The sequence below is a fragment of the Halomonas sp. 113 genome (genome assembly GCF_904067645.1).
Classification (GTDB): Bacteria; Pseudomonadota; Gammaproteobacteria; order Pseudomonadales; family Halomonadaceae; genus Vreelandella; species Vreelandella titanicae.
In genome coordinates this window covers 4,061,178-4,086,631 of the sequence record NZ_LR881453.1, presented here as the reverse complement: position 1 = coordinate 4,086,631, position 25,454 = coordinate 4,061,178, and the positions used below count along the sequence as shown (strand labels likewise).

General features: G+C 54.4%; 16 protein-coding genes and 1 rRNA gene. 10 read left to right on the top strand and 7 right to left on the bottom strand.

The annotated features are described in order from the left end of the window. Nucleotides 1-26: 26 nt before the first annotated feature. A complete protein-coding gene (acnA, locus tag YERSI8AC_RS19290) occupies nt 27-2,759 on the bottom strand; it encodes an aconitate hydratase AcnA (protein WP_022522011.1) in 2,733 nt (910 codons plus the stop codon). Between the two features lie 272 nt (nt 2,760-3,031). On the opposite strand from acnA, the gene trxB reads away from it, so the two are divergent. Then, entirely contained in the window at nt 3,032-3,982 is a 951-nt protein-coding gene (gene trxB, locus YERSI8AC_RS19285) for a thioredoxin-disulfide reductase (protein WP_159177322.1), read from the top strand. Nucleotides 3,983-4,025: 43 nt separating this feature from the next. Here the strand turns inward: trxB and YERSI8AC_RS19280 are convergent, their stop codons facing one another. Next, nucleotides 4,026-4,562 carry a GspH/FimT family pseudopilin gene (locus YERSI8AC_RS19280; RefSeq protein ID WP_022522013.1) on the bottom strand — a complete coding sequence of 179 codons (537 nt, stop codon included), beginning with the start codon at nt 4,560-4,562 and terminating at the stop codon, nt 4,026-4,028. A gap of 134 nt (nt 4,563-4,696) precedes the next feature. Between YERSI8AC_RS19280 and thiO the strand changes: the two genes are divergently transcribed. Beyond that, a complete protein-coding gene (gene thiO, locus YERSI8AC_RS19275) occupies nt 4,697-5,812 on the top strand; it encodes a glycine oxidase ThiO (RefSeq protein WP_022522014.1) in 1,116 nt (371 codons plus the stop codon). Here thiO and YERSI8AC_RS19270 read toward each other — a convergent pair. Next, nucleotides 5,809-6,081, bottom strand: a complete 273-nt coding sequence (locus YERSI8AC_RS19270; protein ID WP_022522015.1) for a PP0621 family protein — start codon at nt 6,079-6,081, stop codon at nt 5,809-5,811. The two genes, thiO and YERSI8AC_RS19270, sit on opposite strands and share 4 nt — an antisense overlap. 143 nt (nt 6,082-6,224) lie before the next feature. Here YERSI8AC_RS19270 and YERSI8AC_RS19265 point away from each other — a divergent pair, with 143 nt between their 5' ends. Beyond that, nucleotides 6,225-7,859 carry an NAD+ synthase gene (locus tag YERSI8AC_RS19265; protein WP_022522016.1) on the top strand — a complete coding sequence of 545 codons (1,635 nt, stop codon included), beginning with the start codon at nt 6,225-6,227 and terminating at the stop codon, nt 7,857-7,859. A 27-nt stretch (nt 7,860-7,886) separates the two neighbouring features. Here YERSI8AC_RS19265 and YERSI8AC_RS19260 read toward each other — a convergent pair whose 3' ends face one another. The 3 genes from YERSI8AC_RS19260 to YERSI8AC_RS19250 form a co-directional block, all read right to left on the bottom strand. Next, the gene (locus YERSI8AC_RS19260; protein ID WP_022522017.1) at nt 7,887-10,043 is read right to left on the bottom strand and encodes a putative bifunctional diguanylate cyclase/phosphodiesterase; all 2,157 of its coding nucleotides are present in this window, start codon (nt 10,041-10,043) and stop codon (nt 7,887-7,889) included. Nucleotides 10,044-10,132: 89 nt separating this feature from the next. Continuing rightward, the gene (locus tag YERSI8AC_RS19255; protein WP_022522018.1) at nt 10,133-11,842 is read right to left on the bottom strand and encodes a methyl-accepting chemotaxis protein; all 1,710 of its coding nucleotides are present in this window, start codon (nt 11,840-11,842) and stop codon (nt 10,133-10,135) included. 237 nt (nt 11,843-12,079) lie between these two features. Then, on the bottom strand, nt 12,080-12,895 hold the full coding sequence (locus YERSI8AC_RS19250; RefSeq protein ID WP_022522020.1) for an outer membrane protein assembly factor BamD: 816 nt from the start codon (nt 12,893-12,895) through the stop codon (nt 12,080-12,082). A 200-nt stretch (nt 12,896-13,095) separates the two neighbouring features. Here YERSI8AC_RS19250 and rluD point away from each other — a divergent pair, with 200 nt between their 5' ends. The 3 genes from rluD to clpB all read left to right on the top strand — a co-directional run bounded on the left by rluD (nt 13,096) and on the right by clpB (nt 17,571). Beyond that, nucleotides 13,096-14,055, top strand: coding sequence for a 23S rRNA pseudouridine(1911/1915/1917) synthase RluD (rluD, locus tag YERSI8AC_RS19245; RefSeq protein WP_009287556.1), 960 nt, complete (start codon nt 13,096-13,098; stop codon nt 14,053-14,055). Then, entirely contained in the window at nt 14,052-14,807 is a 756-nt protein-coding gene (gene pgeF / locus YERSI8AC_RS19240) for a peptidoglycan editing factor PgeF (protein ID WP_009287557.1), read from the top strand. Before rluD ends, pgeF begins: the two co-directional genes overlap by 4 nt. A 166-nt stretch (nt 14,808-14,973) precedes the next feature. Continuing rightward, the gene (clpB, locus tag YERSI8AC_RS19235; RefSeq protein ID WP_022522021.1) at nt 14,974-17,571 is read left to right on the top strand and encodes an ATP-dependent chaperone ClpB; all 2,598 of its coding nucleotides are present in this window, start codon (nt 14,974-14,976) and stop codon (nt 17,569-17,571) included. A 91-nt stretch (nt 17,572-17,662) separates the two neighbouring features. On the opposite strand, the gene YERSI8AC_RS19230 is transcribed toward clpB, so the two are convergent. Continuing rightward, nucleotides 17,663-19,042, bottom strand: a complete 1,380-nt coding sequence (locus tag YERSI8AC_RS19230) for a sugar porter family MFS transporter (RefSeq protein WP_022522022.1) — start codon at nt 19,040-19,042, stop codon at nt 17,663-17,665. Nucleotides 19,043-19,761: 719 nt separating this feature from the next. On the opposite strand from YERSI8AC_RS19230, the gene YERSI8AC_RS19225 reads away from it, so the two are divergent. The 4 genes from YERSI8AC_RS19225 to YERSI8AC_RS19210 all read left to right on the top strand — a co-directional run bounded on the left by YERSI8AC_RS19225 (nt 19,762) and on the right by YERSI8AC_RS19210 (nt 25,266). Continuing rightward, nucleotides 19,762-21,486: an acetolactate synthase 3 large subunit gene (locus YERSI8AC_RS19225; RefSeq protein WP_053856978.1), complete on the top strand. Its 1,725-nt coding sequence runs from the start codon at nt 19,762-19,764 to the stop codon at nt 21,484-21,486. Continuing rightward, nucleotides 21,486-21,977: an acetolactate synthase small subunit gene (ilvN, locus tag YERSI8AC_RS19220; protein WP_009287561.1), complete on the top strand. Its 492-nt coding sequence runs from the start codon at nt 21,486-21,488 to the stop codon at nt 21,975-21,977. Before YERSI8AC_RS19225 ends, ilvN begins: the two co-directional genes overlap by 1 nt. A 216-nt stretch (nt 21,978-22,193) precedes the next feature. After that, complete coding sequence (gene pssA, locus YERSI8AC_RS19215; protein ID WP_022522025.1) at nt 22,194-23,099, top strand: CDP-diacylglycerol--serine O-phosphatidyltransferase; 906 nt, start codon at nt 22,194-22,196, stop codon at nt 23,097-23,099. Nucleotides 23,100-23,733: 634 nt separating this feature from the next. After that, nucleotides 23,734-25,266 (top strand): 16S ribosomal RNA (locus tag YERSI8AC_RS19210). Nucleotides 25,267-25,454: the final 188 nt, after the last annotated feature.

Genomic DNA, 25,454 nt, shown 5'->3' with positions numbered 1-25,454 from the left:
TGCAAGCATTGGTAGGTTTTACCCTTTTAGGCTGCGCCGATCATCTTGCGCAACACGTAGTGAAGGATACCACCGTGACGGTAGTAAGCCAGCTCGTTTACCGTATCAATTCGGCACTTGGCATCAACGCTACGTTCCCCGTCGGCATTTTTGATCACGATTTTGACCGTGCCACCTGGCGTCAGGTCGCTTAATCCGGCAATCGAAATCTCTTCATCGCCGGTTAACCCCAACGTTTTACGGCTTTCGCCTTCGGCAAACTGCAGCGGTACAACGCCCATGCCGATCAGGTTAGAGCGGTGAATACGTTCGAAGGATTCGGCAATCACCGCGCGAACGCCCAGCAAACGGGTGCCTTTGGCCGCCCAATCCCGTGAGGAGCCGGTGCCGTACTCTTTACCGGCGATCACGACGAGCGGTTTGCCTTCCTCTTTGTACTTCATGGCCGCATCGTAAATGGCCATCTGCTCGCCGCTGGGTACGTGGCGTGTTTCACCGCCGACCACACCGTCGAGCATCTCGTTTTTGATCCGCACGTTGGCGAAGGTGCCGCGCATCATGACTTCATGGTTACCCCGGCGTGAGCCGTAGGAGTTGAAGTCGACCGGCCTGACGCCGTGTTCTTGCAGATAGCGCCCGGCGGGGCTGTCAGGCTTGATGGCACCGGCAGGGGAGATATGGTCGGTGGTCACCGAATCACCCAGCATGGCAAGCACGCGGGCACTGTGCACATCTTCGATGGCATCCGGCTCGCGGCCCATGCCTTCAAAGAAGGGCGGGTGCTGAATGTAGGTGGATTCAGGCCACTGATAGACCTTGCTTTCTGACACGTCGATGGCTTTCCAGACATCGTCACCCTCAAACACCGCGCCGTACTCTTTACGGAACATGGCGGTGTTGACCTGCTCGACGGCGCTGGCAATCTCGGCCTGACTGGGCCAGATATCTTTGAGGTAGACCGGGTCGCCGTTGCTATCTTTGCCCAACGGCGCCTGGGTAAGGTCAAGCTGGACATTACCCGCCAGGGCGTAAGCCACCACCAGGGGCGGCGAGGCCAGCCAGTTGGTTTTGACCAACGGGTGTACACGGCCCTCAAAGTTACGGTTACCGGAGAGCACCGAGGCCACGGCAAGATCGCCGCTGTTGATCGCTTTTTCGATCTCATCAGGCAGCGGGCCGGAGTTACCGATACAGGTGGTGCAGCCGTAGCCGACGAGGTTGAAGCCCAGTGCATCCAAGTCATCGTTTAATTCAGCGGCTTCCAGATAATCGGTGACCACTTTGGAACCTGGTGCTAAGGAGGTTTTCACCCAGGGCTTCGTGGTTAACCCCTTTTCACGCGCTTTACGTGCCAGCAGCCCAGCGGCCATCATCACGCTGGGGTTGGAGGTGTTGGTGCACGAGGTAATCGCCGCAATCACCACCGCCCCGGGGTCAAGGCTGAAATCATGGTCATCAAGCGTAACGGCCTGGCTGGTGTCATGCTCGAAGCTGCGCCTCACCCCCACGGCGGTTTGGCCGCCTTCAGAAGAGAGTTCCCCCTTTGCGTTGGCATCCGCGTTGACGTCTTCCTGCATGAACTTGTCAAAGGCCGCCGCCATGTCTTTCAGCGCCACGCGATCCTGCGGACGTTTGGGGCCGGCCAAGCTGGCCTCTACCTTGGTCATGTCCAGTGCTAGGGCGTCGGTGAAGATCGGCTCGTCATTAGGTTCACGCCACAGCCCTTGGGCCTTGCTATAGGCTTCCACCAGGGCGACTTGCTCATCTTCACGCCCCGTCAGGCGCATATAGTTCAGGGTTTCTTCATCCACTGGGAAGAAACCACAGGTAGCACCATACTCGGGGGCCATATTGGCGATCGTGGCACGATCCGCCAGCGGCAGGTCTTTCAAACCATCGCCGTAGAACTCGACAAATTTACCCACCACGCCTTTTTTACGCAGCATCTCGGTAACGGTGAGTACCAGGTCAGTGGCGGTAATACCTTCGCGTAGCTTGCCGGTTAATTTAAAGCCAATCACTTCGGGGATCAGCATCGACACCGGCTGACCGAGCATGGCCGCTTCGGCTTCAATACCGCCCACGCCCCAGCCAAGCACGCCCAGGCCGTTGATCATGGTGGTGTGAGAGTCAGTGCCCACGAGGGTGTCGGGGTAGGCAAAGGTCTTGCCGTCTTCGTCCTTCGTCCATACCGTTCTGCCTAGGTACTCCAGGTTGACCTGGTGACAAATACCGGTACCGGGGGGAACGACGCTAAAGTTATCAAACGCCTGCTGGCCCCAGCGCAGAAACTCATAGCGCTCGCGGTTGCGCTGCATTTCGATATCGACGTTCTCTTGAAATGCAGCCGGGTTGCCGAACTTATCGACCATTACCGAGTGGTCGATAACGAGATCGACGGGGGAAAGCGGGTTGATCTTCGCCGGGTCTTCGCCCAGCTTTTCTACTGCGGCGCGCATGGAGGCTAAATCCACCACACCGGGCACGCCGGTAAAGTCCTGCATGAGTACCCGCGCCGGGCGGTAGCCGATTTCGCGGCTGGATTTGCCCTCGGCCTGCCAGTCGACCAGGGCCTGCATATCTTCCTGATCTACGCTTTCGTCGTCGGCGAAGCGCAGCTGGTTTTCGAGTAGAATCTTGAGCGTCTTGGGTAGCCGGTCAATGCTGCCCAGGGTCTCGGCCGCGTGGGGCAGGCTGTAGTAGTGATAGGTTTTACTACCAACCTCTAGGGTGTTTAGCGTATCGGGTATCTTGCTCATATCTCTCTCCTCTGGTTGCTGAGCGCAGCGCTCAGCATGACGGTCACGATCTTTCTTTAGTATAGATTTCCCCCCAGTATGGCGTTGATTTAGTAATAACACATGGGTCTTTGCACAGAGGCTTTCAAGGTTTCTTCGCCTAATAGCGTAGATGAAACCTTGCAATAGCTTGTACTTGGCACCATTTCAGGCAGACTCTGTGGCTAATTTTTTCAAAGCTATTAACACAGCTAGCGACAAAGCTATCAGTCAGATATTTACAAGGTGGTGTCATGGAAACTCGTCATGAGCGTTTGATTATTCTTGGATCCGGTCCCGCAGGCTATACGGCTGCCGTCTATGCTGCTCGGGCCAACCTGAAGCCGCTGCTAATTACCGGTATTCAGGCGGGTGGCCAACTGACCACCACAACCGATGTGGATAACTGGCCCGGCGACGCTCAAGGCGTACAGGGGCCGGAGTTGATGGAGCGCATGAAGCAGCACGCCGAACGTTTCAATACAGAGGTGCTGTTTGATCACATCAATGAGGTTAGCTTAAGCGAAAAACCGTTTACCTTAAAAGGCGATAGCGGTATTTATACTTGCGATGCGTTGATCGTGGCCACCGGCGCCAGTGCCCGTTACCTGGGTCTGCCCACTGAGCAGCAGTTTATGGGTCAAGGGGTGTCGGCCTGCGCTACCTGCGACGGTTTTTTCTACCGCAATCAGGAAGTCATTGTGGTGGGCGGCGGCAATACCGCCGTGGAAGAGGCGCTCTATCTCTCTAACATTGCTTCCAAAGTGACCCTGGTACACCGCCGTGACACGTTGCGGGCGGAAAAAATCCTCCAAGATAAGCTGTTCGAGAAAGCTGAGGCGGGCAAAATCGTTCTTGAGTGGTTCCAGGAAGTCGAAGAAGTGCTCGGCGATAACTCCGGTGTTACAGGCGTTCGGTTGAAATCCACTAAAGATGGTTCAAGCAAAGAGATCCATGCGCCTGGGCTGTTTATTGCCATTGGCCATAGCCCCAACACGGGGATCTTTGAAGGCCAGCTGGACATGAACGGCGGCTATATCAAAGTGCATTCAGGCCTTGAAGGGAATGCAACCGCGACTAGCGTGCCGGGCGTATTTGCCTGCGGCGACGTGATGGATCACATTTATCGTCAAGCAATCACTTCAGCTGGCAGCGGCTGCATGGCAGCGCTGGATGCCGAGCGCTATTTAGACGGTATTGCTTAAAACCATTGTCACAACGCCGTGAATGAGTTGAAGCGCCTAATGATTAACAGTCGATAGGCGCTTCATCAATCCTTAGCCGCCCTAATTGGCTAAGTACCAGCTTTTTACCCTTAGAGCCCACGGCGCCGCTGGTTGAGCAAATAGCAAAACTGCCGTTATAACCGCTGGTATAGCCCAGCGGGCTGTAACGGATACGCGACCAGCCCCGGTTGTAGGTCACTTGTGTGCCTTGTTGCGCGGGCACAATGCGCAAAATGTCTTCTTCAGTGATGCTATCGGTTTTATTACCCCACACAATCATAAGCTCTCCACCCCAGTCATTAGCGCAAGCCTCACGGTTCTGCGAGGCTGGGCAAAGCGTCAGCTGGCGGCGTTGGCTAATCGCTGTATTACGCGCGAACGAAAACGCACTCTGGAATCGATTGACCTCGCTAGTCTGTGCGGTACGCTCCCCCAATGCTTGAAAATTGGGTAGCCCCCAGGCGGCGATGATTCCAACCAACAGCAGGGTGATCAATAGCTCGAGCAGTGTAAACCCGCTTTCAGGTGTGGTGTGCGTCTTGACGTAAAAACTGCTCATCGCCTCTCCTCACTTGACCTTGTTATCGCCCGCGCTATGCTCACTCTCCTTTACCAGTAGCGAACATATCGTCGTTAATAGGTCATCCTAGGCGGCGCTACGCTTTTTTTATGTAAGCCAAAACGGACAATTTTGTGAGCGATTTCTTAATTATTGGCGGCGGCGTGATCGGTATGATGACAGCGCTGCAGTTAGCCGATGCCGGTCACCAGGTCACACTGGTTGATCGTGGTGAGTGCGGTAAAGAGGCATCCTGGGCGGGCGGTGGTATCGTTTCGCCGCTCTATCCCTGGCGATACGATACTGCGGTATCGCAACTTTCCCGCTGGTCTGAGGGGGTTTACCCCTCTTTGGCTCTGCGCTTATTGGAAGAAACCGGTATTGACCCCGAATATCGCCAAAAAGGGCTGCTCTACCTAAATGTGGACGATGACGATAAAGCGCTGCAATGGGCGCGCCAGCTGGGTAAACCACTAGAGCGGGTAGGGGCAGACTTTGTTCACGCAAAAGAGCCTGGTGTGGCAATGGCTAACGACAGCGCACTGTGGATGCCGACACTAGGTAGCGTGCGCAATCCACGGTTAGCCAAGGCTTTGAAGGCGCGGTTAGCGGCGATGCCCCAGGTAACGCTGAAAGAGCAGTGCGAGGTCAGTGGTTTTATTCAACAGGGTGGCAAAGTAGAGGGCATCGTTGAAGGCGTGGTGACGTCTCAGGGGCTGATAACGGCTGAACGCATTATTGTTTGCGGCGGCGCTTGGGCTGCGCAGCTCTTGTCGCAGTTGAATGTGCAGTTGCCGGTAAGACCCGTTAAAGGTCAGATGATCGCTTACCAAGCACCCAAAGGGTTGGTGCAGCGCGTGGTGTTAAAAGATGGACGCTATATTATTCCGCGTGCAGATGGCTTGCTATTGGTCGGTTCTACGCTGGAAGAGGTGGGTTTTGACAAGCGCACCGATGAGGCGGCATTGGCGTCGCTAAAACAGAGTGCTGAAGCTATTCTGCCCGCTTTGGCAACGTGCCCGGTAGCGCACCAGTGGGCCGGCCTGCGGCCTGGATCCCCAACGGGCATTCCCTTTATCGGCGCGCTGCCTGAATGGAGTAACGTCTTCGTCAATGCCGGGCACTATCGCAACGGTTTGGTGCTGGCGCCTGCCTCGACCCATTTACTGGTGGATCAACTGCTGGGGCGCGAGCCACTAATTGACCCCGCGCCTTACCAACTTACGCCAGAGCGGCTAATACAGGCTTAAGGTGTGCCGTCTTTATCCTGCTGCTCCTGCAGGTAGCGGTCGCGATGGGCGCTGGAGCAGAACCATTGCTCCTGGTCACGCAGTGCTTCGTCTTCAGGAACGTGGACCTCACACCAGCGGCAGCGCACCATTTTGCCACCCTCGTGGCGGTTGACTTTTTTATGCTGCGCTTCATGCTCAAGCTTACGTTGCCGGTATATGCCGTATAGCTTTAAACCGGCATAGAATATAACGGCGAAGATAATCAGCCGAATGATCAAGAGGTTCATCCTTTTGTGTCTCCCAAAGTGGGAATCTAGGCACAAGGCGTTAGGATAGACCCGCAGCCTTTGCCAGTTGGCGGCCCTTGCGGGACAATACGACTATGTCGGTGTAACCCTATTTTAAAGATTCTCAAGAGATTTTGACGCCCATGCAAGACTTAACGCTGGTAATGGCCCAACTCGATCCTCTGGTCGGGGATATTCCCGGCAATGCCGCACGCGCGATTGAAGCAGTGCGCGAAGCGCGGATTGAGCATGGGGCGGATATTGTTGTCTTTCCAGAGCTTTTTTTGTCAGGCTACCCACCGGAAGATCTGCTGCTGCGCCCCTCAATGGAAACCCGCCTGCGTGAAGCTCGTGCGCTAATGGCATCGAAGGTCGCCAGTGATGTGTTGGTGATCATTGGCTATCCCGGCGTGCGGGAAGGCCGCTGTTACAACTTGGCGGGCCTGCTTTACAACGGCCAGTGGGAAGCTGAGTACGCCAAGCAGGCGCTGCCTAACTACCAAGTGTTCGATGAGCAACGCTATTTCACGCCCGGCACTGAAACGCTGGTGTATGAGCATAAAGGCGCCAAACTGGGCATCGTGATCTGCGAAGACCTATGGGATGGCGCGCCGGTTAAGGCCGCTGCACAAGCGGGTGCTGAGGTACTGGTTTCCTTGCACGCCTCTCCCTATCACCAGGACAAGCCCGCGGAACGGCTGCGCCTGTTGGAGAAACACGCCCAGGATACGCAGCTTCCAATTGTGTATGTGAACACCATCGGTGGCCAAGATGAACTGGTCTTTGATGGCGGCTCTTGCTGCGTTGACGCCAGCGGTGAGCTGCAGGTGCTGGCACCGTATTGGCAGGCGGGCCTGATGCCAGTTCAGTTTTTGCAAACCAGCGCGACGGTCTGGGAACCCCAAGCCGGAGAGGTTGACCCCGAGGTAGAACCGGAAGAGAGCCTTTACTGTGCGTTAGTTACCGGGCTGCGCGATTACGTCAACAAGAGTGGTTTTGAGGGCGTTGTGTTGGGGCTTTCCGGCGGTATCGACTCAGCGCTTTCGCTGGCGATTGCGGTTGACGCACTGGGCCCTCAACGGGTGCAGGCGGTGATGATGCCGTACCACTACACCGCGGATATCTCCAAGCAGGATGCTGCAGAACAGGCCAAAATGCTCGGCGTCCACTATGAGATCATGCCGATCGAGCCCATGGTAGAAGCCTTTATGGGCACGCTGGCAGAGAGCTTCGCGGGAACTGAGCGAGATACCACCGAAGAGAACCTACAGTCCCGCTGTCGCGGCGTACTGCTGATGGCGATCTCCAATAAAAAAGGCTTGATGGTACTGACGACTGGTAACAAGAGCGAAATGGCGGTGGGCTACGCCACGCTGTATGGCGATATGGTGGGCGGTTTTAATGCCATCAAAGACGTGTATAAAACCTGGGTGTATCGCTTGGCTCGCTGGCGCAATACGCAATCACCTGCGATCCCCGAGCGGGTCATTGAGCGCCCACCCAGTGCGGAGCTGGCGCCGGATCAGCAGGATAGCGACTCTTTACCCGATTACGACGTGCTCGACGCTATCCTATTAAGCTATATCGAAGGCGACATGAGCGCTGAAGCGATCATCGCTGGTGGCTTTGACGCTGAAGACGTCTATAAAGTGGTGAAGCTGGTTGACCGCTGCGAGTATAAGCGCCGCCAGGCGCCCATTGGTGTCCGGGTGACGCCGCGGGGCTTTGGTCGCGACCGCCGCTATCCGATCGTCAATGGTTGGCAGCCCGGTGAGTAAGCCTTTATGACGGGGACTACCTCCGTATTAGGCGAGCATTGGTGGTGCAGCCAAACTGCGCTGTATCATCTCTGCAGCGGATACCGGCTTGCAAAAATAATATCCTTGGAAGGCATGACACTGGTGTTCGTTTAGGTGGCGCCAGTGTTCTTGGTTTTCGACACCTTCGGCGATAACCTGCAACCCGAGCGAACGCCCCATGGCAATAATGGTTTGTACGATGGCCTTATCGTCCGTGTCTTTATGCAGGTTGCGCACAAACGATTGATCGATTTTGATTTGATCTAAAGGGAGCCGTTTGAGGTACTGCAGCGACGAGTAGCCAGTGCCGAAATCGTCCAAGGAAAAGCTAACTCCCAGCGCTTTCAGCTGGTGCATGCGGGCAATGATGTCATCTATTTCGCCAATCATAGTACTTTCTGTCAGCTCCAGCTTTAGCCGGTGGGCCGGAGCACCGCTTTTGGTTAGCACGCCGCAAACGGTGTCCACGAAGTCGGGCTGTTGAAACTGTTTGGCGCTGACGTTGACTGCTAATGTTAGATGCTGCGTGTTTTCGTCATTTGCCCAGATGACTAACTGTTCACAGGCTGTTTCGAGTACCCAGTTGCCAATCGGCATGATTAGACCCGTTTCCTCAGCTAGGGGGATAAAAGTACCCGGCGAGACAAACCCATGACGCGGGTGTTGCCAGCGGATCAATGCTTCTGCGCCAATCGCCCGCCCAAGGCTGTCTACCTGCATTTGATAGACGAGTATAAATTCATCTCGCTCAATAGCCAGCCGCATATCATGCTCTAACTCAATGCGGGCTTCTAAATCGGCTTGTACCTTTGGGTCGTAAAAACGAATGTTATTGGGGCCTGATTTTTGGGCTAAGTGAACGGCAGCGTTGGTATATTGAAACAAGTTGTCGACCGTGTGCTCTGGCCCGTTAAACAATGCAATACCCATGCTCAAACTAAGAAAATGTTCTTGCCCTTCTAGCTGGAAAGGCTGATTGAGTTTGTGCTGTATCTGTTCGGCCAATGCCTCGGCTTTTTCGGCCGCTTTTAGGTGTTCTCCAGCCAGGCCGTCTAATATGACCATGAACTCATCGCCGCCAAGGCGGCCAATGGTGGCGCCTTCGACTTGTAGGTCGGTAAGGCGCTGGGCAATAAGCTTGAGGAGGTTATCGCCCACGCGATGGCCGCTGCTATCGTTGATGCGCTTGAAGTTATCCATCCCCAGATACACTAGCGCGCCAAATGTGCTGGCCTGTTGGTTGGTATCCAACGAATGCTGTAGATGCTCTTTCATCAAGCGCCAGTTAGGTAGTTTAGTTAGCGTGTCGTAATAGGCGAGCCGGTGAATCTTTTGCTCGGCTTCACGGCGCTGCTGCTCGGCATCCTTGAGCGCGATCAAAGCGCTGGCAATCCGCTTCAAGGGGCCGCTATGCTGCTGTCTCATCTGCTCAATAGCGTGGAAGTCCGGCAACGGCTGTCGGCGCTTAGAAAGCGATAAAATAGCGTCTCCCACTACCATCAACCGTTTATTGATGCGCCAGGAAGCAAAAAATGCTGCGCTGATAAGCACACCCATCATGGCAATGCCCAGCCAGATGGTGGTGCTATGAGAGCGTGTAAGTGCATCAAATGAAAGGTCATGACGCTCCTTGGCACGCAGGGTTAAGGCTTCGAATATTTGCTGGGAGAATAGCGTAAAGGTGTTGAAGTGGTTTTGCGCTTCTTTGAGGAAGAGGGCGGGGTCGCCCAGTTCTCGTGCTGCTGACTCATTGGCCATACTGACAAAACGCTGATATTGCCGGAACGCACTTTGAAGGGCGGCGGTACTGTCCTGGCTTAAGTCGATAAGCAGGGGGGAGGTCGCCAGGGTGTCCACGCTTTGGCCGATCTGGTTAAGCTCTTGCGCAATCTGACTGTAGGCCGTATAGCGTTGCGAAGTACTTAGCTTTGTTACTTCAGTGTCGATCAATAAAGCAGTGATACGTTGGTGTAAGTCGCTAAGCTGGCGATCAAAGGTCGCCATTTGAACCAAAGTGTCTAAATCATTGGTCTGTAAAAGGTTGCTTTGCTGCGACTGTTCTTCCAGCACCTTCATGGCGATTGTCAGCATCAGCAGGGCAGGTAGTACCACCATTAAAATAGGTAACAAAAAAACCATTAAAAGGCTTTGGGTGGATTTCATTACAACCTCGGGCAAGGCAATAAAGAACGGCTCCTAACCCTTAGGAGCCATTTCTCTCTACACTATAAACGGCCAAAATCGTTATTAGTTTAGAAGTTTTCCCACTTAGGTTCGCTTGGCTGAGGTTTCGCAGCCGCGAGTGTAGGTTTGTTAGTGCCTGGAATGCGTGCAGGTGCAGGTGCCAATGCAGTGTGCTGCGGCTGTGCATTTTGAAGGGTCTTCGGCAGCTTGAAGACTTCCATGGCATGCAGTAGAGAGTGGGCATTCTGACGTAGGTTATTGGCGGAGGTGGCGCTCTCTTGTACGAGTGCGGCGTTCTGCTGAGTGACTTGATCCATCTCGGTCACCGCCCGGCCCACTTCTTGTACACCGGTACTCTGCTCAGCACTGGCGTAACTAATCTCCTTCATGATACTGGTTACCCGCTCGATAGCCGCGACAATCTCTTCAGTCGATTTACTGGCTTCTTCAGCGCGCTCATTGCCGTGGTTTACCCGCTCAAGGTTGCTGGAAATCAGAGCGTTAATTTCGCGTGCCGCATCGGCACTGCGCTGGGCGAGCCTGCGTACCTCTTCCGCGACTACTGCGAACCCCCGGCCATGCTCGCCTGCACGGGCGGCTTCGACCGAGGCGTTAAGCGCCAGAATGTTGGTTTGGAAAGCAATTGCATCGATAGTGGAGATGATACCGGCAATTTCCTGTGAGCTTTTGTTGAGGTCATTCATGGTAGCAACGACCTGACTAACCGCTTCACCACCTTGCTTGGCTGTACTGGACGCGCTGGTAGCCTGTTGGCTGGCCTGCTCGGAATTATCAGCATTCAGTTTTACCGTGCTGTTGAGTTGCTCCATTGCCGAGGCCGTTTCCGCTAGTGCACTTGCCTGCTGCTCGGTGCGTGAAGAGAGGTCGTTATTGCCTTCAGCAATTTGCTCGCTGTTGCTGGCCACCGCCTCCGCTGAGGCGCGCACCTGGGTCACAATGGTTTGTAGCTGATGCGCCATCGCGACCTGTGACGCCATGATGCTGCGGGTGTCGCCCTTCTTAAGCTGCCCATGACTGGTTAGCTCGCCGCGGCCAATCGCTTCCGCAAACGCTTTGACTTCGTGGGGCTCTGCGCCCAGTTCACGCAGTAGCTGGCGGGATAAAAACACTGCAATCAAGCCGCCAACCAGTAAAGCGAACAGTGTTAGCCCCAGCATCTGCATCTGGAAGCCGGAGGCGGTATCGCGGGCTGTTACCGTGGTGGTGTCGTTCAGTGCTTGCTGAAGCTCGATAAACTGATTAATGCGATTAAGCCACTCGGCGTAAGCAGGCCCCGCTTCTTCGAGTAACAGTGTCTGTGCATCGGCAAATTGATCCTTTTGGCGAAACTCCATGACTTGCTGGGTGAGTGACAGGGTTGTGGCGGCTTGGGCGTCAATGCTGTCTAGAATGTTTCGCTCTTCTTGACCGCTGGGGTACTCGCTAGACACTTGATGTTCGCCTTCGGATGCCGTCACGTAGTCACTGCTTAGGCGCTCCATTTCACTGCGTAAAGCATCTAACCGAGTATCGTCTTGGGTGAGTACCACATCGCGCAGAGCAATGGCTCTATCATGCACGCTGCCGCGCATATCTACTGCAAACCCAAGCTTGGTACCGTTAACATCATTAATGGTCGTTAAGTCGCGATCAATTTGATTGACTTGGTAAATACCTACGGCTGTTAGCAAAACCAACAGCCCGAGTAAGGCAGAAAAACCGAGCGTTAAACGCGTGCTTATTTTGGTGTTGCTGGAACCGGCGTTAAGAAGTGGCATTGATTGCTCCCTTAGGCGCCGTTAAGACGCTTTATCATGTAAGACGAGCTAATTATGCCCTGTTGTACAATATTTGTATAGAAAATAGTGTTATCTGTATAATATTGCCATCCTGTTTTTATTTTCCCCTTTAAAGTTATTCGCTTACTGTTCTTTTTGAATAAAAAAAACCACGCCGAGGCGTGGTTTGGTAGGTAAGTGTTGTACAGCTTTTAGCGATTGAAAGCTCGCAATGGTTTAATCATTTTGACCTAAATGCTTGGGAACAAAGCGGCTGCCCTGCAATTGCTCATGATCAGGCGCGTTCTCGCGCAGTACTGCGAGGACTTCATTGGCGCGGTCATCCATGTCTAGGCCTTGATAGCCTTCCACCATGGTGGCTAGGGCATCCCGGGTAGCGTTCGACTCTGGGTAGTTTTCGATTACCCAGCGGCCGCGTTCAACCGCTGCTAGATAAGCGCCGCGGCGCAGGTAGTAATCGGCAACGTGCAGTTCATGGCGGGCCATCAACTCACGTAAGTAGACGATACGCTGCTGGGCATCAGCAGCGTATTCACTCTGCGGATAACGCTGAATCAGCTCGCGGAAGTCATTGTAGGCATCACGGGAAGCGCCCAAATCACGCTTGGAAATATCAATCAGGCGTAGGCGCTCCAGGCTGAAGCGGCCTGCTTGCCAGGCGGAAAGACCACGCAGGTAGTACGCGTAATCCACCTGGGGATGGTCAGGATGAAGGCGAATAAAGCGGCTAGCAGCTGCCCGGGCTTCTTCCCAATCGCTGTTTTCATAGTAGGCATAGATCAGCTCGAGCTGTGCTTGCTCAGCATGGACACCAAACGGGTAGCGGGTATCGAGTGCTTCTAAACGCTCTATCGCAATCGGGTAGCGGTTGCTGTCGAGGGCTGTGCGGGCCAGCTCATAGAGCTCACGCTCCTGAACCCCAGCAAATTCATCGTCCTCTTCTTCACTTGTATCGTTACTCGCACAGCCCGCTAGAAGGGCAAGGCTTAGGGCTAGAGCACCAAAGCGGTTGGCAGCTGAAATAACGCGCATCATCATCCTCGTTGCAAACAAGCCTCGATCACCAAAAAGCGACGATGGCCATAAGTAGAAATGGTAGAATAGGTCGCAGTCCGCCCACTATAAAACACCTCGGCTCAAAACGCAGGCTTAGCGACGTTTCGTCGGGTGTCGTCACAGCTTATTTTTCCATGTCAGGGCTGGGGGTTTTTGCGTCTAAAAAGAGGTTTTTCATGTCTCGAACAGTTGAAGACACGCAGCGCGTGCCCGCTACGTTGGCCGGTGCGCGATTAGACCAAGCGGCGGCTGAGTTGTTCAGCGATTACTCCCGCGAACGCTTAAAAGCGTGGATTAACGCTGGTGAGTTGACGGTGGACGGCGCGCAAGCCAAGCCGAAAGCCAAGCTGCATGGCCATGAAGTGTTGGCGCTTCAGGCCACCATCGAAGACGATACGCGCTTTGAAGCCCAGGACATTGCGCTGGATATCGTTTACGAAGACGACACGGTGATGGTCATCAACAAAGCTGCCGGTATGGTGGTGCATCCTGCCGCAGGCAACCCGGATGGCACACTATTGAATGCACTACTGCATCACCAGCCGTCGCTTGCCGAAGTGCCCCGGGCTGGCATTGTTCACCGTTTGGATAAAGATACGACCGGTTTGATGATGGTAGCGAAAACGCTGCCCGCCCAAACGGCTCTGGTTGAACAGTTGCAGGCGCGCAGTGTGTCGCGTCAGTACGATGCTGTGGTGATTGGTAAGCCGGTGTCGGGTAGTACCATTGACGCACCCATTGGTCGTCACCCTAAAGACCGTAAACGCCAGGCCGTGACGGCTTCGGGTAAACCTGCCATTACCCATTTTCGCGTGGTTGAGCGCTTCCGTGCTCACACTCATGTGCGCTGTAAGTTGGAAACGGGACGTACCCACCAAATTCGCGTGCACATGGCCCATGCTCGCTATCCGTTAATTGGTGACCCCATGTATGGTGGTCGTGCCAAATTACCACCGGGGGCTGCTGAGCCGCTGAAAGAGATCCTGCGTGAGTTCCCTCGTCAGGCCCTTCACGCGCGTAAGTTGATTTTCAAACATCCGGTAAGCGGCGAAACATTAACGTTTCAGGCAGACCTCCCTGATGATTTGTTAATGTTGTTGGATTACCTGCGCGAAGATAATGAGACTATGCGATGAGCGATGCCATTAATTTACGGCCAACGCTTTTAGTGCCCGACTGGCCAGCGCCGACCAACGTGCGTGCCTTTGTGACGACCCGTGAATCGGGGCCTAGCCAGGGTGATTTTGCCGCTTTCAATACCGCCTCCCATGTCGGCGATAATGCTGACCATGTGGCGTTGTGTCGTCGTTTGCTGCAAAAGGAAATTGGCGATGAGCGGCCTCTGTTGTGGCTGAACCAGACCCACGGCGCCCGTGTGCAGCAGTGTTATCAGCCCGAGGCTGCCGACGCGGATGCAGCCCTTGCGACCTCCAATGAGTACGCCTGCGTCGTACTGACGGCAGACTGCCTGCCGGTGATGTTCTGCAATCGAGCGGGTACCCAGGTGGCGGTTGCTCATGCCGGTTGGCGCGGTTTGGCGGGCGGTGTGCTGGAAGCAACCATTGCCGCGATGAACACTGACCCAGACGATATTCTGGTGTGGTTAGGGCCTGCTATCTCCAACGCTCAATTTGAGGTTGGCCCTGAGGTTTACGGCGCCTTTGTTGCCGTTCACCCGGATACCGCTGACGCCTTTGACCATAGCCCTTACCGGTTGGGGCATTATATGGCCGACTTATACCGGCTGGCGCGCTTTCGGTTAGAGGCACTGGGCGTCAATCACATAAGCGGCGGCCACTTCTGTACTGCCTGCGAGTCGCGCTTCTACTCCTTCCGTCGTGATGGTGGCAAAACCGGGCGAATGGCAAGCGTGATCTGGATCAATTAATGTGAATTAAAGCTTCCATAAGTCAGCGGTTTACACTGCCACCTCTTGAAAAGCATGGAACTGACGCCATTTAACTTGTCAAGCTAATAGTGATTTAGCACGTCTAATGACACGTTATCGGGTCACGCGGTGCGTCCAAACGCACGGCTACCCCAGGAGGAATTCCATGCGTTTTGATAAATTTACCGCCAAGCTTCAAAGTGCGATTGCCGAAGCGCAGTCGCTGGCCGTTGGCCGCGGTCATAATCAGCTAGACCCAGCGCACTTGCTGCTGGCCCTGCTTGACACCAAAGACACCGGTATTAAAGCCCTGATTGAAAAAGCCGAGGGCAATCCTTCGCGTCTGCGCGATGGGTTGGTGCAGCAGTTGGATAACCTACCCAAGGTGGGGCAGTTCGACGGCGAAGTGCAGCCATCGCGGGACTTCATCAAGCTTTTTAACTTAACCGATCGCGAAGCGCAGAAGCGCGGTGATCAGTTTATCGCCAGTGAACTCGTTCTATTGGCAGCGCTGGAAATGAATTCAGCGATTACCAAGCTGCTTAAAGACGCGGGGATTAACCGTAAATCTCTTGAAGCCGCCATTAATAGCCTGCGTGGCGGTGCTACCGTCGACGATGCCAACGCCGAAGATCAGCGCGAAGCGCTCAATAAATACACCATGGATCTTACCCAGCGCGCGCTGGACGGCAAGCTCGACCCGGTGATCGGCCGCGACGACGAAATTCGCCGTACGATTCAAGTGCTGCAGCGGCGTACCAAGAACAACCCGGTGTTAATCGGTGAGCCGGGGGTGGGTAAAACCGCCATTGTCGAGGGGTTGGCCCAGCGCATCGTTAACGGCGAAGTGCCGGAAGGCTTAAAAGAGAAGCGCGTGCTCTCGCTGGATATGGGCTCGCTATTGGCGGGTGCCAAATTCCGTGGCGAGTTTGAAGAGCGCTTGAAAGCGGTACTTAAGGAGCTTTCCCAGGAAGAAGGCCGGGTGATCCTGTTTATTGACGAGCTGCACACCATGGTCGGCGCAGGCAAAGCCGAAGGTGCGATGGACGCGGGCAATATGCTCAAGCCCGCCTTGGCCCGCGGCGAGCTGCACTGCGTGGGTGCGACCACCCTTGATGAGTACCGCAAGTACATTGAGAAAGACGCCGCCTTGGAGCGCCGCTTCCAGAAAGTGCTGGTTGATGAGCCTTCTGAAGAGGACACCGTGGCGATCCTGCGCGGCTTGAAAGAGCGCTACGAAGTGCACCACGGCGTGGATATTACCGACTCGGCGATTATTGCCGCAGCCAAGCTCTCGACCCGCTATATCACTGATCGTCAGTTGCCCGATAAGGCCATTGACCTGATCGACGAAGCCGCCTCGCGGATTCGTATGGAGCTGGACTCCAAGCCAGAGGCGATGGATCGCCTTGATCGCCGTCTGATCCAGCTCAAAATGGAGCGTGAGGCGCTTAAGAAAGAGACCGACGAGGCCACCAAAAAACGCCTGGAGGCACTCAATACCCAGATTCACGAGCTAGAGCGCGAATACGCGGATCTTGATGAAATCTGGAAAGCTGAGAAAGCCAGTATTCAAGGGGCTGCTCAGTTTAAAGCTGAGCTTGAGCAGGCACGCATTGACCTTGAACAGGCCCGTCGTCAGGGCGACTTAGGTCGGATGTCGGAAATTCAGTACGGTAAGATTCCAGAACTGGAGAAGAAGATTGCCGAAAGCGGGGAAGGTGAAGCGGACACCTCAAGCCATCAGTTGCTGCGTTCTAACGTCACTGAAGAAGAGATCGCCGAGGTGGTTTCCCGCTGGACGGGCATTCCGGTCTCCAAAATGCTGGAAGGCGAGCGCGATAAGCTCCTGCGTATGGAAGAGGCGTTGCACCAGCGGGTGATTGGCCAGGATGAGGCCGTTGAGGCGGTGGCCAATGCGGTACGCCGCTCCAGGGCCGGGCTTTCTGACCCTAATCGCCCCAACGGTTCGTTTCTGTTCCTCGGCCCCACCGGGGTGGGTAAAACCGAACTGTGTAAGTCGCTGGCGAACTTTCTGTTCGATACCGAAGAGGCGATGGTGCGTATCGATATGTCGGAGTTTATGGAGAAGCACTCCGTGGCCCGCTTGATCGGTGCGCCTCCTGGCTACGTCGGCTACGAAGAGGGTGGTTACCTAACCGAAGCCGTGCGCCGCAAGCCTTATTCGGTGCTTCTGCTGGATGAGGTGGAGAAAGCCCACCCGGATGTCTTCAATATCCTGCTGCAGGTATTGGAAGATGGCCGCTTAACCGATGGCCAGGGCCGCACGGTAGACTTCCGTAATACCGTGATCGTGATGACCTCCAACATGGGCTCGGACATTATCCAGCGTATGGGGGGCGACGTTAGTACTGATAAAGATAGCGATTATGAGTCGATGAAAAACATGGTCATGGAGGTGGTGGGTAACCACTTCCGGCCTGAACTCATTAACCGCATCGATGAAGTGGTGGTGTTCCACGCCCTGGGCCAAGAGCAGATTCAGGCCATTGCCGGTATTCAGCTTGAGCGTTTGAAAGTGCGCCTTGCCGAACACGACCTGAAACTTGAGGTCAGCCCAGAGGCCATGGCGCAACTGGCGGTGGTGGGCTTCGACCCCGTGTACGGGGCGCGGCCACTCAAGCGGGCGATTCAGAGCCGTATCGAGAACCCGCTGGCGCAAGACCTGCTGGGTGGCAAATTTGCCCCTGGTGATACCATCCATATCAACGCAGAAGAGGGTAAGTTGGTGTTTAGCTCATAATTGAGCCGTCACTTCGGGTAATTGAGTAGGTAAAAAGCCTCGCGAGCTTTGCTAGCGAGGCTTTTTTTTGGCTTCTCTTAGGGGGAGGTTATCAGACGTTAACTCGGGCGCCTGATAGATGAACCCTGCGTAGTTTGACGTCGTTACCTACCAAGTGTTTTTGCAGCTCTTCAAGAGAAACATTACGTGTTTCCGGCATCAGGATCAGCACGAATACTAATTGCAGCAACATCATGATGGCGAAGAAGGCGAACACCGGGCCACCACTAAAAGTGCCCAGTACCCAAGGCATGACCAGGGTAATCAAAGCTGCGAAGACCCAGTGGATTGAGCTGCCAAAGGATTGGCCGCGAGCACGCACATGGTTGGGGAACACCTCTGCAATGAAGACCCAGATCACCGCCCCCTGACTGATAGCATGGGCAGCAATAAACAGGGCCAGTAGCAGCGGCACCTCGATACCGCCCAGGGAATCGGTAAAGAAGGCACGTGAGATCAGAACTAATGACAACAGGTACCCTGCGGAACCGATGAACAGGAGTGTGCGCCGTCCGAACCGGTCGATCAGCGACATCCCGATCATGGTGAAGACCAGATTGACTAAACCAATGCCCGCGGTGGACAGCAGTGCCGCTTGGCTGCCGAGCTGAGCGGCCTCAAGCACGCGTGGCGCGTAGTAGATGATGAAGTTGATGCCCGATAACTGATTGAAGAAGGCGATCAGAAAGGCAAGTAGGATCGGCAGCCGATAGCGGCGAGAGAAGAAGCGTGCATTAGCGGAGCGCTCCTCGTTCTCGGCGGCTCGCATGGTGGCAATTTCCGCATCAACATCCACGTCTGGGTCGATCATCCGCAGCACGCGACTTGCTTCTTTGACGTCATTGCGCTTGAGGATGAGCCAGCGTGGGCTACGCGGAACACGGGTAATCATCAGAGTATAAATCAGAGCCGGAATGGCCTCGATGCCGAGCATCCAGCGCCAGGCGATATCCCCCTCTATCATACTGCCGATGACATAGTTGGAAACGAACGCCATGAGGATACCGAAGACGATATTGAACTGGTACATGGCCACCAGCACACCCCGATGTCGAGGTGGGGCAATCTCGGAAATATAAATCGGGGCGGCGACTGAAGAGACGCCCACACCAATGCCACCGATGAGGCGGAAGAGGGCGAAGACCCAGGGGTCGGTGGCCACAGCGGATCCTATCGCCGATACCAAGTACAGAACACCAATCAACAGCAGAGTCATGCGTCGACCAAGGTGGTCGGTAGGCCAGTTACCGAAGATGGCGCCAAGTACAGTGCCCCATAAAGCCATCGACATGATCAACAGACCATGCTGCAGATCACTGAGGCCCCAGAGTGCTTGAATGGGCTTGTCGGCCCCAGAAATTACTGCCGTATCAAAGCCGAACAGGAAGCCGGCTAGTGCCACGGTAACGGACCATTGCACAATGCGTGACATGAGCTTTTCCTCGCGCTACTTGTTGCTGTAGTAGGTCAGTTGGCTGACCCTTCGTTGTTTGATGAATCGATTCACCTAATAAGTGCTAACCGTCTCCAAATAGGCTGAATTTAGAAAGCCTATGAGAAGCAAGGAAATGCTGGCGATGTTTCCTCGGAGTTGCACTTCCAGGTAATGCTGTGAGTATCAGAAATAAACTTTAGATGAATCGTGTCACCTAAAATATTACACAGCCGCACAGACGATATGCGAATTTCTCGGCTTAGACATTGGTCTCGTGCGTCGAGAATCGTATTTGGATTACCGCAACTCTGAGCCGAAAAGGGGCTCATGGGCGCATTCAGCGAGTAATGGCGGTTGACAGGGTGGGGCTGCTAATGGAATCTTGTCAGTTCCTGATTTGCGGGCGCGGATCCAACGGGCAACCCCTAATTCCCGCGCGAAGGGTAGGCGAGAGCCTCTACCCGCCGAAGGACTTCCGGGCTTGGGCTAACCGCCCAACCTGGCCAACGCCCCGACACGGCGAACTGCCGTGTAAGGGAGCGGGTGATTTATGTCGACATAAGGCACCCTCTCCCGACAAGAGTGCAGGCCCTAACCGGGCCATCTGCCAGGGTTTGGCATCAGGTGCCGGCAAGGGCCGGCAGCGGCATACCGCCGCACTCGACACCGCAGGATGTCCTGCGGATCGCACTCGAGACCTCCAGGGGAGAAATACAGTGGAACTGCTTTCCGGCGCAGATATGATCGCCCGCTTCTTGCAAGATGAGGGCATCGAATACATTTATGGTTACCCCGGCGGTGCAGCGCTGCATATTTACGATGCACTCTTCCGCCAGGACAAAGTGAAGCACATTCTGGTGCGTCACGAACAAGCGGCTACTCACGCCGCCGATGGCTATGCCCGTGCATCAGGCAAGCCCGGCTGCGTACTGGTTACCTCAGGCCCCGGTGCCACCAACGCCGTCACCGGCATCGCCACCGCCTACATGGACTCCATTCCCATGGTAGTGCTGTGTGGCCAGGTGGCAAGTCATCTGATCGGTGAAGACGCCTTCCAGGAAACCGATATCGTCGGCGTGACGCGGCCCATCGTGAAGCACAGCTTCTCGATTCGTCACCCGTCTGAAATCCCGGAAGTGCTCAAAAAGGCGTTTTATTTAGCCGCTACAGGGCGTCCGGGCCCGGTGGTGGTCGATATCCCAAAAGATATGACGGCTCCCACTGAGCGTTATGAGTACATCTATCCGAAAAAGGTCAAGATGCGCTCGTACAACCCCGTCACGCGTGGCCACACAGGGCAGATCAAAAAAGCCGTTGAGATGATACTCAAAGCCAAGCGCCCGGTGTTCTATACCGGTGGCGGCGTGGTCACGGGCAAAGCCAGCGAAGGCTTGACTGATCTGGTCGAGCAGTTGGGCTACCCGATTACCACCACGCTGATGGGCATTGGCGCGTATCCTCAAAGTGACCGGCAATGTTTGGGTTGGCTGGGCATGCATGGTTCTTATGAGTCGAACATGGCCATGCACCACGCCGATCTGATCATTGCCATTGGGGCGCGCTTTGACGACCGCGTGACCAACAGCACATCGAAGTTCTGTCCCACAGCAAAGATCATTCACGTCGACGTTGATCCGAGCTCGATCTCTAAAACGGTACGTGCCGATGTACCGATCGTGGGCCCGGCCTCCAGCGTTATCAATGAGATGATCAGTTTGGTGCAGGGGCATAAAATTGCCCATCCTGAAGCACTGACTGAGTGGTGGGAAAAGATTGATGGCTGGCGTGCCGACCGTGAAGGCAAGCTTTATGAGCCTTCCAAGGTGGGTGAAGCGCTTAAGCCACAGGAAGTTATTGAAGCGCTTTGTCGGGTAACCCGAGGCGAAGCCTACGTGACTACCGATGTCGGTCAGCACCAGATGTTCGCAGCGCAGTACTACAAGTTTGATAAACCCAACCGACTGATCACCTCAGGTGGTTTGGGCACCATGGGCTTTGGTTTCCCCGCCGCCATGGGTATCAAGCAGAACTACCCGGATGATGACGTAGTGTGCGTCACCGGTGAAGGTAGCTTCCAGATGATGATGCAGGAGCTCTCCACCTGTAAGCAGTACGGGGTGGGCGTTAAGATCGTCAACCTTAACAATGCGTCGTTGGGTATGGTACGTCAGTGGCAGGACTTGAACTATAAGTCACGCCACGCGCACTCCTATATGGAGTCGCTGCCGGACTTCCATATGCTGATTGAGGCGTATGGGTTTACCGCCATTACCGTCAATACGCTTGATGAATTGGAGCCTGCACTGGAGCGTGCCTTTGCTGATAAGCACGAGCTGGTCTTTCTTGACGTGAAGGTCGACCCTTTTGAGCACGTCTATCCGATGCAGGTGCCGTTAGGTGCCATGCGCGACATGCTGCTGTCTAAAACGGAGCGTACCTGATGCGTCATATCATCTCGATTCTGTTAGAAAACGAACCGGGTGCGCTGTCACGTGTAGTCGGGCTGTTCTCCCAGCGTAACTTCAACATCGAAACGCTTAACGTGGCGCCTACGGAAGACCCGTCGCTCTCGCGCTTAACGGTCACTACCATAGGCGATGACCGGGTGATCGAGCAGATCACCAAGCACCTCAATAAGCTGATCGATGTGGTTAAGCTGGTGGATCTCACCGAAGGCAACCATATCGAGCGCGAGCTGATGTTGGTTAAAGTGAAAGCGCTAGGCGCGGCGCGTGATGAAGTGAAGCGCACGGTGGATATCTTCCGCGCGCAGATCGTCGACGTAACACCAAGCCTGTATACCGTGCAGATCACCGGTGATGCGGGCAAGCTTGATGCTTTCCTTCAGGCCATGGCGCCGGTGGGTATTCTTGAGGTCGCCCGTACTGGGGTCTCGGGTATTGCCCGGGGCGATAAGGTGTTGTCGCTTTAAGCACGAAAGTACTTAGCCTTTATAGTCAGCACTTAAATGTAAACATAAGCGTCGCTTCTTTCCCGGAGCGGCGCTTTTTAGTTATTAACCTGTTAGCGCTCGTTGATGCAGGCCACGCAGGGCATCAATGCAGCAATTGGCTGGCTGAGTGGCACTCACCGTGTAGAATGAAAGCGACTACGGTTCCCGTGACTTCTCTTTTAATGGATGAAAACTATGACACAGGACGCTCGCGACCAAGAGCACTCAAACTCTGATCAGTCAAACCCAGGCCAGCCAGGCTCGGCTCCGTCTGATAAAGCTGAGCAGCCAGACAGTGCTCATCAGTCAGACGTGGGCGACAATGAAGATTTGGCGGCTGCCTTTTTGCGTGAAACCGAAGTAGTCGAAGAGGCCGTAGAGGACGGTAAAAAGATTCGCCGTCGAGGCATCTATTTGCTGCCCAACCTATTTACCACTTCGGCGCTTTTTGCCGGTTTTTTTGCAGTAGTGGCGGGCATTAATGGTGAGTTTACCTCGGCTGCCGTTGCGATCTTTATTGCCATGGTACTGGACGGTCTGGATGGCCGTGTCGCCCGTATGACCAATACGCAAAGCGAATTCGGCGCTGAGTACGACAGCTTGGCTGACATGGTCTCCTTTGGTATGGCGCCCGCCTTAGTTGCCTTTACCTGGATTCTTCAGGACATCGGTAAGACGGGGTGGGTAGTGGCCTTTCTCTATGTTGCCTGCGCGGCGCTTCGCCTTGCGCGCTTTAACGTACAAATTGGTAGTGTTGATAAAAAGTGGTTTATCGGTTTGCCGAGCCCTTCTGCAGCCGCGCTAGTGGCGGCCAGTGTATGGACGTTCCATAGCTTTGATGCTGATGCCTTTGGTTTCAAACTATTGATGTTAGTAGTAGTAGCTGCGGCGGGTGTGTTGATGGTGAGTAATATCCGTTACTACAGCTTCAAGGATCTCGATTTTAAAAAGCCGGTACCTTTTGTTGTGCTGCTAGCCATAGTGCTGGCGTTTGTGTTGATCTCGGTCGAGCCTTCAGTGATGCTGTTATTGCTGTTTGGTACCTACGTGGCTTCAGGCCCTGTATTAGCCGTTATGCGTAAGGCTAAAACGAGTAGATAGTACTTTTCTCCACTTTTTTGACAGTTATTTCAAAACAGCCCTTGCCAACCCGTCAGCGAATCCGTAAAGTACGCATCCGCTGCCGGGGACGCCAAGCGTTACCAGCGGTGAATGAAGTGTAAAAGCTTCGGTTTGTCAAAGAGTTAGCGGTTTTGGATGTGGTCAGGTTTGCATCGAAAACAACGCCCTTGACAACCACCAGGAAATGCGTAGAATACGCCTTCCTCGCTGAGGCAAGCCAGTTCAACGGCAAGTCGAGTGGCCCAGTTGGTTTATTAGCTAGCCACCACAGCGAAACAGCTCTTTAACAATTTGATCAGGTAATTCATGTGGGCGCTTGCTGATGTTGGTGACAAATCATCAAATATCAAGGCAAGCGACTCAAGCAATAGGGTTTTAAAGGATTCGTCCTTTGGGATCTATTTTGAATGAATTCGTTTGAACCTTGAGCCAAGTTTGATCCGCTTTTGTTGCCCTCGGGTGACATGTAAGGATCACATAGATCTTAAACTGAAGAGTTTGATCATGGCTCAGATTGAACGCTGGCGGCTTTGAATGAATTCGTTTGAACCTTGAGCCAAGTTTGATCCGCTTTTGTTGCCCTCGGGTGACATGTAAGGATCACATAGATCTTAAACTGAAGAGTTTGATCATGGCTCAGATTGAACGCTGGCGGCAGGCCTAACACATGCAAGTCGAGCGGTAACAGATCTAGCTTGCTAGATGCTGACGAGCGGCGGACGGGTGAGTAATGCATAGGAATCTGCCCGATAGTGGGGGATAACCTGGGGAAACCCAGGCTAATACCGCATACGTCCTACGGGAGAAAGGGGGCTTCGGCTCCCGCTATTGGATGAGCCTATGTCGGATTAGCTAGTTGGTAAGGTAATGGCTTACCAAGGCAACGATCCGTAGCTGGTCTGAGAGGATGATCAGCCACATCGGGACTGAGACACGGCCCGAACTCCTACGGGAGGCAGCAGTGGGGAATATTGGACAATGGGGGCAACCCTGATCCAGCCATGCCGCGTGTGTGAAGAAGGCCCTCGGGTTGTAAAGCACTTTCAGCGAGGAAGAACGCCTATCGGTTAATACCCGGTAGGAAAGACATCACTCGCAGAAGAAGCACCGGCTAACTCCGTGCCAGCAGCCGCGGTAATACGGAGGGTGCAAGCGTTAATCGGAATTACTGGGCGTAAAGCGCGCGTAGGTGGCTTGATAAGCCGGTTGTGAAAGCCCCGGGCTCAACCTGGGAACGGCATCCGGAACTGTCAGGCTAGAGTGCAGGAGAGGAAGGTAGAATTCCCGGTGTAGCGGTGAAATGCGTAGAGATCGGGAGGAATACCAGTGGCGAAGGCGGCCTTCTGGACTGACACTGACACTGAGGTGCGAAAGCGTGGGTAGCAAACAGGATTAGATACCCTGGTAGTCCACGCCGTAAACGATGTCGACCAGCCGTTGGGTGCCTAGAGCACTTTGTGGCGAAGTTAACGCGATAAGTCGACCGCCTGGGGAGTACGGCCGCAAGGTTAAAACTCAAATGAATTGACGGGGGCCCGCACAAGCGGTGGAGCATGTGGTTTAATTCGATGCAACGCGAAGAACCTTACCTACCCTTGACATCTACAGAAGCCGGAAGAGATTCTGGTGTGCCTTCGGGAACTGTAAGACAGGTGCTGCATGGCTGTCGTCAGCTCGTGTTGTGAAATGTTGGGTTAAGTCCCGTAACGAGCGCAACCCTTGTCCTTATTTGCCAGCGAGTAATGTCGGGAACTCTAAGGAGACTGCCGGTGACAAACCGGAGGAAGGTGGGGACGACGTCAAGTCATCATGGCCCTTACGGGTAGGGCTACACACGTGCTACAATGGCCGGTACAAAGGGCTGCGAGCTCGCGAGAGTCAGCGAATCCCTTAAAGCCGGTCTCAGTCCGGATCGGAGTCTGCAACTCGACTCCGTGAAGTCGGAATCGCTAGTAATCGTGAATCAGAATGTCACGGTGAATACGTTCCCGGGCCTTGTACACACCGCCCGTCACACCATGGGAGTGGACTGCACCAGAAGTGGTTAGCCTAACGCAAGAGGGCGATCACCACGGTGTGGTTCATGACTGGGGTGAAGTCGTAACAAGGTAGCCGTAGGGGAACCTGCGGCTGGATCACCTCCTTAAACGATGCGTCACAGTCAGTAAGCGTCCACAATGAATTACCTGATCAGAATACTGTTGATACGCAGTGATAAGTGGCTCTGTTTTTTTCACGTTAAAAAGAAAAAATAGCTTTTAAGGTCTTAAAGGTCTTTTTCTTTTTTAATATGAAAGAACGCTTATCACTGCTTATAGCAGTCGCTCTTTAACA

What these genes read in the sequence shown, in the direction of transcription:
- YERSI8AC_RS19270 (WP_022522015.1), bottom strand. Translation starts at nt 6,081, where the DNA reads ATGAACCTCTTGATCATTCGGCTGATTATCTTCGCCGTTATATTCTAT.
- YERSI8AC_RS19230 (WP_022522022.1), bottom strand. Translation starts at nt 19,042, where the DNA reads ATGTCACGCATTGTGCAATGGTCCGTTACCGTGGCACTAGCCGGCTTC.
- trxB (WP_159177322.1), top strand. Translation starts at nt 3,032, where the DNA reads ATGGAAACTCGTCATGAGCGTTTGATTATTCTTGGATCCGGTCCCGCA.
- acnA (WP_022522011.1), bottom strand. Translation starts at nt 2,759, where the DNA reads ATGAGCAAGATACCCGATACGCTAAACACCCTAGAGGTTGGTAGTAAA.
- clpB (WP_022522021.1), top strand. Translation starts at nt 14,974, where the DNA reads ATGCGTTTTGATAAATTTACCGCCAAGCTTCAAAGTGCGATTGCCGAA.
- ilvN (WP_009287561.1), top strand. Translation starts at nt 21,486, where the DNA reads ATGCGTCATATCATCTCGATTCTGTTAGAAAACGAACCGGGTGCGCTG.
- YERSI8AC_RS19260 (WP_022522017.1), bottom strand. Translation starts at nt 10,043, where the DNA reads ATGAAATCCACCCAAAGCCTTTTAATGGTTTTTTTGTTACCTATTTTA.
- YERSI8AC_RS19265 (WP_022522016.1), top strand. Translation starts at nt 6,225, where the DNA reads ATGCAAGACTTAACGCTGGTAATGGCCCAACTCGATCCTCTGGTCGGG.
- pssA (WP_022522025.1), top strand. Translation starts at nt 22,194, where the DNA reads ATGACACAGGACGCTCGCGACCAAGAGCACTCAAACTCTGATCAGTCA.
- pgeF (WP_009287557.1), top strand. Translation starts at nt 14,052, where the DNA reads ATGAGCGATGCCATTAATTTACGGCCAACGCTTTTAGTGCCCGACTGG.
- YERSI8AC_RS19255 (WP_022522018.1), bottom strand. Translation starts at nt 11,842, where the DNA reads ATGCCACTTCTTAACGCCGGTTCCAGCAACACCAAAATAAGCACGCGT.
- YERSI8AC_RS19280 (WP_022522013.1), bottom strand. Translation starts at nt 4,562, where the DNA reads ATGAGCAGTTTTTACGTCAAGACGCACACCACACCTGAAAGCGGGTTT.
- YERSI8AC_RS19250 (WP_022522020.1), bottom strand. Translation starts at nt 12,895, where the DNA reads ATGCGCGTTATTTCAGCTGCCAACCGCTTTGGTGCTCTAGCCCTAAGC.
- rluD (WP_009287556.1), top strand. Translation starts at nt 13,096, where the DNA reads ATGTCTCGAACAGTTGAAGACACGCAGCGCGTGCCCGCTACGTTGGCC.